Raw genomic sequence first — 13,672 nt, 5'->3', positions numbered from 1 at the left:
AAATCATATATACGCCACTCGCTGCCCGCTCTTGCAGGAAGCCGTTAATCCTATTTCCTATGCTTAGAAATTATCTGAAAATTGCCTGGCGGAATTTGTTGAAAAACAAGACGTTTAGTTCCGTCAATATCCTGGGGCTGGCCCTGGGGATGGCTTGCAGCCTGCTGATCATGCTTTGGGTGCAGGACGAGATCAAGATGGATCGGTTCCATGAGAACGATGCGCGACTCTACTCGGTGATGGAGAACCAGCATTATTCGGGCGCGATCAATACCTACGCGGCGACACCGGGGATTCTGGCGGAGAATATCGTGAAGGATATTCCCGAGATCGAAAAAGCCAGTCAGATACTCTGGGAAATGCAGCCGGTTTTGAGGGCTGGAAATGTATTTGACAATGAAAAGGGACGGTATGTGCAGGGAGATTTCCTGAACATGTTCTCTTTTAAACTCAAACAGGGCGACGCCCGGACGGCCCTGAAACGCCCGGATGGCATCGTGATTTCGCAAAAGCTAGCCGATAAATACTTCAAAGGTCAGGATCCGGTAGGAAAAGCGATGCGTGTCGATAATAAGGACGATGTGGTGGTTACGGGGGTACTGGAAGAAATCCCGCGGTATTCGTCCATGAAATTCGACTTTCTGATGAGTTATGACCGGTGGCTCAAAGGTGCGGAATGGGCTAAGGAATGGGGTAATAACGGTCCGCGCTGTGTTGTGCTGCTGACGAAGAACGCCGACATAAATAAGGTCAATGCGAAGATCAAGGGTTATATCAAAACGAAAAACAAGGACAGCAATGTAGACTTGTTCCTGATCAATTACGGAGAATCATACCTTTATTCGAACTGGGAAGCCGGCAAGCAAAATGGCGGGCGCATCGAGTATGTGAGGATGTTTACGATCGTGGCGATATTTATTTTGATAATCGCCTGCATCAACTTCATGAACCTGGCCACCGCCCGCTCGGTGAAACGCGCCAAAGAAGTTGGTCTGCGCAAGGTGGTCGGGGCTTATAAAACAAGCCTGGTCGGCCAGTTTATGGGGGGAGTCGATCCTTATCACCTTGCTTTCACTGGTGGTCGCGATCGCGATCGTGGTGGTATTACTGCCGGGATTCAATGCGCTTACTGAAAAGCAGCTCGCCCTGGATTTTCTCGATCCCTCGTTCCTCGGATTGCTGCTTGTGCTGACGGTGATCACCGGTCTGGTGGCGGGAAGTTACCCGGCGTTGTTCATGTCTTCGCTTAACCCCGTAACAATCCTTAAAGGCGCATTGAAATTCAAGCCCAGCGCGACGTATTTCCGTCAGGGACTGGTAGTGTTCCAGTTCGGGTTATCGATCCTGCTCATTCTCTCCATGATTGTCATTTACAGGCAAATCGACTATATCCAGCACAAGAACCTCGGTTTCAACCAGGAGAACCTGCTTTACATTCCGGATATCGAAAATTCGATGGGGAGCAATTTCGATGCATTCAAGCAGGCGCTCGAAGCCGAGCCGGGCATCAAATCGGTGGCGCGGTCGCAAGCGAGCCCGCTCGCGTACGGCAGTTCCACGATGGGTGTGAGCTGGCCAGGGAAAGACACCACAAAGCAACTCCTGTTTAATGTGAATCCGGTTGGTTTCGATTTTGTCAAAACCATGGGTATTAAACTGATCGACGGCCGGGATTTCAGCCCTTCGTTCGGTACGGACACAACCAATTACCTGGTCAATGAAGCAGCAGCAAAGAAGATCGGGTACCGCGATCCGGTGGGCAAGGAACTGACCATGTGGGGCAAGAAAGGCAAGATTATCGGTTTGATGAAAGACTTTCACATCGGTTCGTTACATGTGGCGATCGAACCGCTGATCGTAAGCCTGCAACCGAAAAAAGAAGCCTGGGGAGTGGGTATGATCCGAACCGAGCCAGGTAAAACCAGGCAGGCTATCGAAAGTCTCGAGAAGGTCTTCCGTCGCTACAATTCCGGTGTGCCTTTCAAATACCATTTTGCGGACGAGGAATTTGGCAATCTCTACAAGGCCGAAACGGTCGTCAGCAAGCTCTCCAACTACTTCGCGTTCCTGGCGATCTTCATTTCCTGCCTGGGACTGTTCGGTTTGGCCGCATTCACTGCCGAGCAGCGGACGAAGGAGATCGGTGTACGTAAAGTGCTGGGCGCGAGTGTTTCTAACCTGGTGGGGATGCTGTCGGCGGATTTCCTGAAACTGGTAGGCATTTCCGCTGTCATCGCATTCCCTGTCGCCTGGTATTTCCTGAACGGCTGGCTGGAAAAATATGCTTTCCGGATCAAAATGGAATGGTGGTATTTCGCTGTCGCCGGTGTGGCGGCATTGATAATCGCCTTGTTTACGGTAAGTTTTCAGGCCATTAAGGCGGCGCTGATGAATCCCGTCAAGTCACTGAAATCAGAATAAATCATTCAAAATAACAGCGGTTCATTCGGGCCGTTTTTACTTTTTAAGCCATGATCAGGAACTACTTTAGAATCGCTATCCGAAATCTCACCAGAAACAAGGTTTTCTCGCTGATCAACATCGCCGGGTTGTCCCTGGGGCTTACCTGCTGCATGCTTATCGTACTTTACACCAAAGACGAAGTGAGCTTCGACCGCTTTCATAAAAACAAGGATCATCTTTACCGGATAATGGTAACGAGTCAGGATGACCGCGAGACGCGCACGTTCGGCAGCACGAATGCAATCCACGGGCCCACTTTCAAGCAGGACATTCCGGAAATCAGGGAAATTGTGAGGGCTCAGAGCAGCTCGTTTATTGTCAGGAAAGGGAATAATGTATTGCAGGAGAACGTGTTGTTTGCGGACGAACCCTTTTTCTCTGTTTTTTCGATGCCTTTGCTTTCAGGCGACCCCAAAACGGTACTGTCGGATATACATTCGATCGTTTTGAGCGAAGACCTGGCTGAAAAATACTTCGGTACGAAAAATGCGATGGGCCAAACCCTGAACCTGAAAATAGGGGATGAGTACGAACCATTTGTGGTATCCGGCGTGGCCAAACGCTGCCCGCAAAACTCATCGATCCAGTTCGACGCCGTGCTGCCGTTCAAATACCAGGAGGCAAAGGGCTGGACAGACACCGAATGGCTGGGTTTTTACATGAACACCTTTATGCTGCTACACGAAAAGGCCGATTACCATGCGGTAGTGGCGAAAATGAACCGTGTGTCGGAGAGCAAGGCGATGGCGGAAATGGCTAAGAACAGGGACATGAAATTGCACGTCGTATTCGACCTGATGCCCTTCCTGGACATGCATTTACAAAGCGAAAGCGGCGATATGCGCAATGGCCTGGATCATGGCAGCAGTCCTATCTACTCCTACATTCTCTCCGGGATTGCCATTTTTATTCTTCTGATCGCCTGCATCAACTTTGTAAACCTGACCGTTGCGCGTTCGCTGAACCGCGCGAAGGAAATCGGTGTGCGGAAAGTGGTCGGAGGGCTTCGCAAACAGCTGATATACCAGTTTATGGGCGAATCGTTCTTGTTGTCGTTCATCGCATTTGCGCTGGCGGTCGCTTTGACGCAGATCGTGTTGCCGGTATTTAACGAATTGGCCAACAAGCAACTATCGCTTTCCTACCTGATGGATACAACGCTGGTATCGGGCTATATTGCCTTGTTCGTGGTTACAGGGCTTGTTGCCGGTATGTATCCCGCATTGGTGCTTTCCGGTTTCAGTCCGGTTGCCACGCTGTACAACCGTACGAAACTGACGCAAAAGAATTACATCACGAAGGGGCTGGTCGTTTTTCAGTTTGCCTTATCGGTTTGCCTTGTCATAGGCACCATTGTGATTTACTCTCAATTTCAATACCTCACCAATAAGGACCTTGGGTACAACGACGAGAACCTGGTGAGTTTCAGTCTGGGACGTGGCGGGCCGGGAAAGGAGGTTATGGAAGTGATGCAAAACGAGCTCAGAAATACCGCCGGAGTGGCTTCCGTGGCTGCATTTAATGGCAGTTACAACGGCACCGGCGCGAAAATCGATGGGCGTGCCATCGGTTTTGGGTATATCGGTGTGGACGACCATTTTCTGAACACATTGCAGATTCCGGTGCTCAAAGGCCGCAATTTTTCAAAAGCGTTTTCTACCGATCCCGAGGATGCGATCATCGTGAACGAGGCATTTGTAAAAGAAGCCGGTTTGAAGAACCCGGTCGGGCAGGAGGTAGATTTCGAGTGGAAGCAAAAGAAAATGAAGATCATCGGTGTAATCCGTGATTATCATTACGCGTCTTTGAAGGACACCATCAAGCCGTTGGTGCTTACGCAGGACCCCCGTTACCGGTTAGGTACAATTTTTGCGAAACTGGATTCTGGCGACATTCCCGCCACGATGAAGGCCATCGAGAAGATTTTCAGGCAGCATATCAAAAATCTTCCTTTTGAATACCAGTTTGAGGACGAGGCTAATTTACGGCGTTACGAATCGGAGGCCAAATGGAAACAGATGATCACGTTCGCCGCAGTACTCTCGATTTTCGTGTCGTGTATCGGGTTGTTTGGCCTGGCTACGTTCAACGCCGAAATGCGGGTGAAAGAAATCGGTATCCGGAAGGTGCTCGGCGCTTCGGTGACAAGCATTACCGCGCTGCTCTCGGCGGATTTTGTGAAACTGGTGGCCATCTCGATCATCATCGCAATGCCGATCGCCTATTATGGCGCAAATACCTGGTTGCAGGATTTTCCTTATCGTATTTCCATGTCATGGGCGTATTTCGCCTGGGCGGCGGTATTAGCTATTATGATTGCAATTCTGACGGTCAGCTATCAAAGTATCAGGGCGGCGACCCTGGACCCCGTGAAATCTTTAAGAACGGAATAAAGAATCCAATCGGACATCATGCTAAAAGAACTATTTCAAAATCGCTTTCCGCACGCTCTGGAAGAACAGGCTTTTTACGGCAATCAATTTGCTTGGGCTTTCGCTGGGATTGGCCAGTGCGGGTGTTTTGATCCTTTTTATCCAGCGGGGCATCACATTCGATACTTTTCATAGGGACAACGACCGCATCTATTTTGTGCAGACAGCCGACGCGGAAGACCGCTATAACCAGACGGTTTATCCTATTCTCGGACAAATGGTCAAAACGTATCCGGAGATTGAAACCGGGACCCACGTGCAGGGGTGGAACAATGTGTGGCTGAATTATAAGGGCAAGGATCTGCAAAAAAATACAAAATATGTCGACAGCACGTTTTTTGATGTTTTTTCCTTCAAACTGAAATACGGCAATGCGGCAACAGCCCTGAAAAGGAAGCAGTCGATCGTACTGGACGAAAAGGTGGCGGAGGCCTTGTTTGGCGAACGGAACCCGGTCGGCGAGAATGTGGTTGTGGAGGATTCTCTGTCATTTACCGTTACCGGCGTGCTCGAACCGGTTCCCGCAAATTCCTCCATACAGTTCGAGGTATTGCTGCCCGTTTCCAATCTCGAAGGGAATCCGGATTTTGCTTCCGGCGCCGATTGGTATAACACTTTTGCTTCCGTGTACTTGAAATTGCGCAAGGGCGCCGATCCAGGTAAACTGGAAGCCAAATTTCCCGCATTTGCCAAAACCCATTTCACTGCCGAAGGCCAAAAGCGGCAGATCCGCATTGCACCGTTGGAAGACTACGTCCATTACGAAAACCCCAACTTCCGCTGGATGATCTACGGCGCGGTAACCATTGCCCTGTTCATAGTACTGATCATTAGTATCAACATGGTGAACCTGAACACGGCTATGTCGTTCACACGCGCGAAGGAAGTAGCGGTGCGCAAGGTAACCGGGTCGACGTTGCGGCAGATTTTGGCGCAGTTCTGGACGGAGTCGGCACTTGTACTAATGGCTTCGCTGGCGATTGCCATCGTGTTTGGCGTGTTGTATCTGGTACCGCAATTCAACGAGTTTCGGGAGGGGAGAATGCAGCTGGTGGTAAACTGGCAGCAGGACTCGGCCACTTTCCTCACATTGATAGGAATAATCGGCATCATCACGTTCGTGGCGGGTACGGTTCCGGCCGCTTACCTGAACAGGCTGGACCTGCGGGACACATTAAAAGGAAAATTATCCGGAAAACCCGCTTCCAGAAACTGGACGCAGGGAACATTGATCGTCGTGCAGCTCGTGATCGCCGTTATCCTGGTGGTGGGGGCCATTGCGGTTCGCTGGCAGATCGATTATATGCGGCGGGCCGACACGGGGTTTCGGGGAGAGAACATCGTGGTGGTGTCGTCTGACCTCCAATACAAAGACCGGAATGCGGCCACGGCGCAATTTGTTCCGATTTTGAACGGGTTGAAGCAGAATTCCAGGATCGAAAGCGTTGCCACCTCCAGTATTGTTCCGACACGTTACTGGAGTAATTACAATATTTATACGCCCGAAGGAACGGAACCAAAGGACGTCCGCCTGCGCCACGTCGGAACGAGTACCGGTTATGCCCGTACGTACGGTATCCGGATGATCGAGGGAAGGGATTTTTCAGAAGATCTGGATGGAAAGGGCGAGCACCATCCGGTGGTTATCAACGAGGCGGCGCGGAAAGCTTTCGGATGGACATCGGCCGTAGGGAAACGGCTCCGGCAAGGTAATAATTCGGACGTTTACACGGTGGTGGGCGTGATGAAAGACTTCCATTACGGTCCCCTGAAAGAGCGGATTGAGCCGTTGCTGCACTGGTACGACGGCCCTCCGGGCCTGAGGAGTTACCTCACCCTGAAATTCGCGGACATTAAACAGGCCAGGGAAGTTTTGAGTGACCTGGAAAGGGATATGAAGAAAATACCTTCCAAACGTCCGTTTCAATATTTCTATATGCAGGAAGAATTGAGCAAGCAATATAATGACCTCGATGGTATCTGGAAGATGGTCAACTTTGTGACCTTGCTGGCCATCGTGATAGCGTTCGCGGGCATATTCGGCCTGATTTCGCTGGCGGCGAGCAAACGGACGAAGGAAATCGGTATACGGAAAGTCCTCGGCGCCAATGTGCGGGGCATCGCCGTTCTCCTTTCGCGGGATTTCGTGATATTGCTGGTGATCGCCCTCCTGATCGGCTTGCCGCTGGCGTACAGCTTTGTCATCAAATATCTGGCCAGTTTCGAATACCACGTCCATCTGCCCTGGTACGTTTTCGGACTGGTAGCACTGGGCGCTCTTGCACTGACAATCGCGACGGTAGGCTTTCAGGGAATCAAAGCCGCGCTGGCCGATCCGGTTAAGAGTTTGCGGAGTGAGTAGACAGGCACCTGATTGAGGGATATTCCGTAACTTTAAGAAAAAATGGCTTATGGAATGGAATAGAATCACTTTTGACCCTAATGTTATGGGAGGGAAGCCTTGCATCAGAGGAATGCGAGTGACCGTAGGAACGATTGTAGGACTGATTGCATCGGGCAGGAGTTTTAACGAAGTGCAGAAATTTTATCCGTACCTCGAAGCGGAAGATATCAGTGAGGCACTGGCATACGCAGCGTGGCGCGCAGATGAAATAGAAATTCCGTTCGAAGCCGCGTGAAAGTACTCATCGATATGAATCTGTCGCCGGTTTGGGTGCAGTACTTTGCTGAAAATGCAATCGTATCGAAGCACTGGTCCGAAATAGGGAAAGCTACCGATCCGGATAGAATAATTTTCGAATACGCGAAACGGAATGACTTCGTGGTCTTCACCCACGACCTTGATTTCGGCGCGATTCTGGCAGCGACGAATGCGAAAGCTCCCAGTGTTTTTCAGATTCGAAGTCAGAACATATTACCCGAAGCTATCGGACCAACTGTATTGAAATGTTTCCATGATTACAGTAGCTTTTTGATGTCTGATAACCTTATTTGATCAAAAATCGAAGATCAGGTTGCTGCTTCTAAACTAATTTCGCTTTACAATAATGAACAAGAGTGTCCGGTTTCGGACACTCTTGTTGCGTTATATTCAATTTAATGTTCTGATTATTAGTATTTTTAAGGCAAATTAAAGGCTTGGTATAATTATTCATTCTACAATGCCGGAATGCAATCCCTTACCCGGCCATGATCCAAAACTATCTGAAAATTGCTTGGAGGAACGTCTTGAAAAACAAGATGTTCTCTGTTATTAACGTCTTCGGCCTGTCGGTCGGGATGGCCTGTTGCATGCTTCTGCTGCTTTACATTCTGAGCGAGGTTTCGTTCGACAAACATCAGGAGCACGTTAATGATCTCTATCTGGTGCGTTCTGAGAACGTTCAGCCGAATGGAGAGAAAATGGATAACCCCCGCGCGCCGGCGCCTTACGCCCACGCGTTGAAGGCGGAATACCCCGAAGTTGTGCAGGTAACCCGCCTCTGGCAAAATTTTCTGGAAGACAAGGCATTGCTGACGGTCGAGCAACCCGGCAAAGACCCGCTGTCGTTCTATGAAACCAAGGGGACGCACGTCGATTCGACATTCTTCGATGTTTTTACTTACCAATTTCTGGAAGGCGACCAACGGACTGCGCTTAACGATCCGCATTCCATCGTACTTTCGAACGTGCTGGCACATAAACTTTTCGGAAATACGCCCGCGCTGAACCGTACCGTGAAGGTCGGCGGAAAGACCGGTCATAACGAGAATTTCAAGGTAACGGGCGTTTTCCGCGATGAAAGCGCACGTTCACATATCGACGCCCATTACTTCGTGACATTCCAGGTAGGCTGGATAGGCGATTACCTACGGCAGCCTGACCTCAACTTTACCAACAATAACATGTTTTACCATTACCTGCGCCTCAGGCCGGGTACCGATGCGGCGGCATTCGAAGCGAAATTGCCGGCTTTCATCGAAAAATATGCGCGTAAAGACCTTAAAATCGCCGGATATGACAAGAAACTGGCATTGCTTCCCGTTCGGGATATTCACCTTTTTAGCCAGATCGACCGCATCGTCAGCTCGACAACCAGCCCGACCTACCTTTATGTGCTGGGGTGTATCGCTGTATTTACTTTACTGATCGCCTGCATCAATTTCATGAACCTGGCCACTGCACGCTCCGCGAAGCGGGCGGCTGAGGTAGGCATGCGCAAGGTGATGGGCGCCGGCAAGGGCAGTCTGGTAGGTCAGTTCCTTGGCGAATCCATGGTGCTTACGCTGCTCGGACTGGCGATCGCTGTAACGCTTGTGGTCCTGCTATTGCCATTCTTCAATCAGCTTGCCGACAAATCGCTTGATGTACACGATCTTTTGCAACCGAAGATAGTCGGCGGATTTGTGCTGCTGGCGTTGGTTACCGGTTTGCTTGCGGGAAGTTACCCGGCATTTTACCTGTCGGTATTCAATCCGCTGGATGTAATCAAAGGCCGGTTTGTCAATTCGGTATCGGCCACAACGCTCCGCCGTGGGCTGGTGGTGTTCCAGTTTGTGATTTCGATTGGTTTGGTAGTCGCTACCATTGTGATTCAGGGGCAGATACGTTTTATGAAGAATCAGCCGCTCGGCTTTACAAAAGACCAGCAGATCGTGATCCCGTTCCGAAGCCAGGAGGCGCGACAGGCCTATACGGCATTGAAAAACGAACTTTTACAGGATAGCCGGATATCGGCTGCATCGGGCACAGCCTATTACCCCGGCATTCTCAATCCCAGCGATATGTCGGTTTATTTACCAGGGCAGACCGTAAATGACGATAATCTTATCAAAACCAACTGGGTGGCGCCGGATTTTATGGAAACGATGGGTTTCAAACCGGTTGCGGGCCGCATGTTCTCAAAGGAATTTCCGGCTGATACGAATTATAAAATTGTCGTTAACGAGGCTACGCTACGCAAATTTGACGTTCCTTTGAACAAGGCGGTAGGGCAGAAGTTCCTCTTCAATAACGGCGGCGATACGCCAGGCTCGGTGGAGGTGGTAGGCGTCGTGAAGGACTTTCATTTTCAGGATTTGCATAAGGTCATAGAACCATATGCCTTTTTTCTGAATATGAACCCCAGCTACAACTACCTGATCGCACATATCAACGGAAAAGATGCAGCTGCCGTGCTGCCATTTATAGAAGGTAAATGGAAGTCGCTTGTACCTGACGAACCGTTTGCGTACTCATTTCTCGATGAGGATTTCCAGAAGAATTATGCCGCCGATGCACGCACTTCAAGGCTCGTCAACGCATTCACTGTCATTTCTATCCTGATTTCCTGCCTCGGGCTGTTTGGGTTAGCGGCATTTGCGGCCCAGCAGCGTATCAAGGAAATAGGCGTACGAAAAGTACTCGGGGCCTCCGTGACGAGTATTGTAGGGCTGTTGTCCGGCGATTTTGTGAAACTGGTTGTTATTTCTATCATCATTGCAACGCCGCTCACCTGGTACCTCATGAACCGCTGGCTCGCCGATTTTGCATACAAGATCAGCTTGCAATGGTGGATGTTTGCCGGGGCAGGCGCATTGGCGGTGATCATTGCGTTGCTAACGGTGAGTACACAAGCTATCAAAGCGGCCATTACAAATCCTGTGAAATCATTGAAAACGGAATGACGGAGGAAGGAGGAACGGAAGGGTGGAGGAAAGGAGTTTCCTGTTCTCCTTTTTCCCTTTCCTCTTCCTCTCTTTTCCGCTTGTCCTTAAAAATACCTTCTTATGTTTAAGAATTATATCAAAATCGCGCTGCGTAACCTTTGGAAGAGCAAGGGTTACGCGTTTATCAATGTCGTGGGTCTGTCGGTGGCGTTCTGCGTCAGCGTTTTTCTTTTTTTGACAGCCTATTTCGCGCTTTCCTACGATAATTTTCATGCGGACAAGGAAAGGATATATGAACTGTACTTTTTCGCGAACGACCCGGAGCGTGTCGATCGTACGGCATCGATGCCGTTTCCGATTACGCCGGCGTTGAAGGAGGATTATCCGGAAATTGAATCCATTGCCCGGATTATCAACGGCTCGAATGTGGTGGAGTACAAAGGGAAATACCTCGACAAGAATATCAAATTCACCGAACCCGATTTCTTTCAAATCTTCTCCTTCCCTTTTGTCAAGGGAGGGCCGCAGACCGCCTTGCAGGACCTAAGCAGCATCGTCATCACCGAGAATATGGCCAAGGCGGTTTTCGGGGATGAGGATCCAATGGGCAAGCGTATCAATATCGGCCTGGAAGGGAATAAAAAGCAATATGTAGTGACAGGCGTTCTGGCCGATTTTCCTGAAAATTCCACCCTGCAATTCGACGGTTTTTTGCGGAGCGAGAATGTTGGTGGTTACCAGGAACAAAAGGACCAGTGGGATGCATTTTCACATAGCGTTTTTGTGAAGTTGAAGCCGGGGATCGACAAACTCGCATTCGAAAAGAAACTCAGGTCTTTCACTGCCAAGTATTTCGCCGAGACATTTACCCAATTGAAAAAGAAAGGCGCAACGCCCGACGACAGGGGAGATGTGTACGCCCTGCGTCTTCAAAGGCTTGAAGACTGCCATTTTAACCGCGAGATTTCCGGAGGCAAGGAGGGTTCGCTGATTTATGCATTGATGGGCATTGGGCTGTTTATCCTGCTGATCGCCTGCATCAATTTCATAAACCTGAACGTCGCGCGCTCGTTTATCCGTGCGCGGGAAGTGGGTGTGCGGAAGTCGCTCGGTGCGCTGAAAAAGCAGCTTTTCTTTCAGATCTGGGGCGAAGCGGCTGTGGTGTGTTTCCTTGGTTTTTTGACAGGCGTAGTACTGGCAGTATTATCGCTGCCGGCATTTAATGCGGCTTTCAGGTCCAAGCTGACCCTGGAATACATTTTGGAGCCGGACAAAATCGCGCTGCTCGTCGGGCTGTTCCTGTTCGTGACATTAGTGGCGGGTGGTTATCCGGCGTTGCAAATGTCAAGGTTCAACGCGGTGGAAGTTCTGAAGGGAAAAGTATCGCTTAAAAAGCCCGGTTTACTGCGGAATTCGCTGATCATTGCCCAGTTCGCATTGTCGAGCCTGCTTATTTGTTGTACTATCATCGCCATGCAGCAGGTTGATCACCTTCGTAACCAGCCGCTGGGCTTTCAGAAGGAGCAGGTAATCAGCATTCCGGTGGGAAGCAAGGTCAACGGGCAAACCGCCCTGCGCAGGATGCGGAACCGCCTGGCCAACGATCCGAATATCGTAAGCATCACCGGCTCCGGCGTCAACATGGGCCTAGGGCTCGACAGAAGTACTTCACGAAGCGTAATCGGGTTCACTTTCAAAGACCGCGAGGTAACCACCGACTGGCTGCATATCAGTTATGACTACCTCAAAACTTTAAATATCAAACTCCTGGCAGGGAGGGAATTCGACCCGGCTTATCCGACTGATTCCATGGGGCGGGTCATTATCACCGAAAGCATGGCCAAAGCCATCGGCGAAAAGGACCCCGTCGGCAAGTTCTTTCAGACCGACACGGCCGGCGTCAAGCACCAGATTATCGGCGTCGTTCCCGATTTTAACCTGTACTCTTCCAAATCCGAGAAAAAACCGATCACAATGTATCTTTCCCATTCCGATGGAATCGGTTACATTTTTGTACGTGTGACGCCCCAGAGCCTGGTGACGTCGATGGAGAAACTGAAAGCCGTTTGGAAGGAAATAACACCCGAATCGGAGTTTAAGGGTTCGTTCATCGATGAAAATACCAATGCGTGGTATAAGGAAGAGGAAAGGTTGTCGCAGATATTCAGCCTGGCGTCGGGCGTGGCGGTGATTTTGTCGTGTCTCGGGCTATTCGCCGTCGCATTGATCGTCATGGAGCAGCGCACGAAGGAAATCGGCGTGCGTAAGGTGCTGGGTGCAAGCATCCCGAATCTGGTGTTTGTGCTTTCGAAAGACTTTGTAAAATTGGTCCTCATCGCTATCCTGATCGCCACCCCGGCCGCCTGGTATTTTATGCAACTATGGCTGGACAATTATCCTTACCGCATTGAAATCAGTCCGCTGGTATTCGTGGCGGTCGGTTTCGCCGCCGGGCTTGTGGCAGTGGTTACCGTCAGCTTCCAGAGCGTCAAAGCGGCATTAATGAACCCGGTGAAGTCGTTGAGGAGCGAGTAGGGTCAATTTAATATAATCGAGACAGAGGATTGGTACCGGAGGAACTTTTCATCGGAAGAAACGATCGGAATTTGCTCGCGAAAAGCAATAGCGAGTAACATCCTGTCGAAGGGGTCCCGGTGGTCGTCGTAAAGTGGAATTGATTGATATGCAAAGGTATGGTCGAGTTCGAGCGGAAGCAATTCAAATCCGTCTTTCAGGATTTGTCTGGTAACTTTTTCGATACTCACTTTAAATTGTGGAAGCTTGCCAAGTTTAAGTTTAATGGATATTTCCAATAAGCTTATCGGGCTGATAAATATGGCATTGTTAGCATCTTCCAGAAGATTGCGGACTGTTGGTTTGAGACCGGCATGGTCTTCCAGCGACCAAATGGCGATTTGGGTATCTAGCAGGTATCTCATCAAAGCATATCGTCAGCGAGGTCGTCCAATGGAGCATTAAAATCATCAGGAGTACCAACTTTCCCTTTCAGGCCGCCCAGGCGGCGCTTTGGGTGATTCGGTTCGTCCATTTCTTCCAGGAACGTCACGACAATCTTTGATTTCTTTCGAATTACGGGAATTTCGTCTAATGTGATTTTCCCGTTCTCATAAATTCCGCTAACAGAAGTCAACATAAGGAAATCTATTAATTGTATTCAAAAATAGAAA

General features: G+C 49.9%; 8 protein-coding genes and 1 pseudogene. 7 read left to right on the top strand and 2 right to left on the bottom strand.

The genetic code is table 11. The features are described from left to right. The first annotated feature begins 59 nt into the window (after positions 1–59). The 7 genes and pseudogenes from ABV298_RS08185 to ABV298_RS08155 all read left to right on the top strand — a co-directional run bounded on the left by ABV298_RS08185 (position 60) and on the right by ABV298_RS08155 (position 13,019). A pseudogene (locus ABV298_RS08185) lies at positions 60–2,421 on the top strand (ABC transporter permease). Positions 2,422–2,471: 50 nt separating this feature from the next. Continuing rightward, complete coding sequence (locus tag ABV298_RS08180; protein ID WP_353721661.1) at positions 2,472–4,856, top strand: ABC transporter permease; 2,385 nt, start codon at positions 2,472–2,474, stop codon at positions 4,854–4,856. Positions 4,857–4,944: 88 nt separating this feature from the next. Further along, positions 4,945–7,257, top strand: coding sequence for an ABC transporter permease (locus tag ABV298_RS08175; protein WP_353721660.1), 2,313 nt, complete (start codon positions 4,945–4,947; stop codon positions 7,255–7,257). A gap of 49 nt (positions 7,258–7,306) precedes the next feature. Beyond that, a complete protein-coding gene (locus ABV298_RS08170) occupies positions 7,307–7,534 on the top strand; it encodes a DUF433 domain-containing protein (RefSeq protein WP_353721659.1) in 228 nt (75 codons plus the stop codon). Continuing rightward, positions 7,531–7,851: a DUF5615 family PIN-like protein gene (locus ABV298_RS08165; protein WP_353721658.1), complete on the top strand. Its 321-nt coding sequence runs from the start codon at positions 7,531–7,533 to the stop codon at positions 7,849–7,851. Before ABV298_RS08170 ends, ABV298_RS08165 begins: the two co-directional genes overlap by 4 nt. 194 nt (positions 7,852–8,045) lie before the next feature. Beyond that, positions 8,046–10,502 carry an ABC transporter permease gene (locus ABV298_RS08160; RefSeq protein WP_353721657.1) on the top strand — a complete coding sequence of 819 codons (2,457 nt, stop codon included), beginning with the start codon at positions 8,046–8,048 and terminating at the stop codon, positions 10,500–10,502. Between the two features lie 102 nt (positions 10,503–10,604). Beyond that, positions 10,605–13,019 (top strand): ABC transporter permease, encoded by a 2,415-nt coding sequence (locus ABV298_RS08155; protein ID WP_353721656.1) that lies wholly within the window; start codon positions 10,605–10,607, stop codon positions 13,017–13,019. A 2-nt stretch (positions 13,020–13,021) separates the two neighbouring features. On the opposite strand, the gene ABV298_RS08150 is transcribed toward ABV298_RS08155, so the two are convergent. After that, positions 13,022–13,423: a type II toxin-antitoxin system VapC family toxin gene (locus tag ABV298_RS08150; RefSeq protein WP_353721655.1), complete on the bottom strand. Its 402-nt coding sequence runs from the start codon at positions 13,421–13,423 to the stop codon at positions 13,022–13,024. Next, a complete protein-coding gene (locus ABV298_RS08145; protein WP_353721654.1) occupies positions 13,423–13,638 on the bottom strand; it encodes a hypothetical protein in 216 nt (71 codons plus the stop codon). Before ABV298_RS08145 ends, ABV298_RS08150 begins: the two co-directional genes overlap by 1 nt. Positions 13,639–13,672 lie beyond the last annotated feature (34 nt).

It is taken from the genome of Dyadobacter sp. 676, from assembly GCF_040448675.1.
Lineage (GTDB): Bacteria > Bacteroidota > Bacteroidia > Cytophagales > Spirosomataceae > Dyadobacter.
The sequence above is the reverse complement of the archived record's forward strand: the minus strand, read 5'-3'. Positions and strand labels throughout refer to the sequence as shown.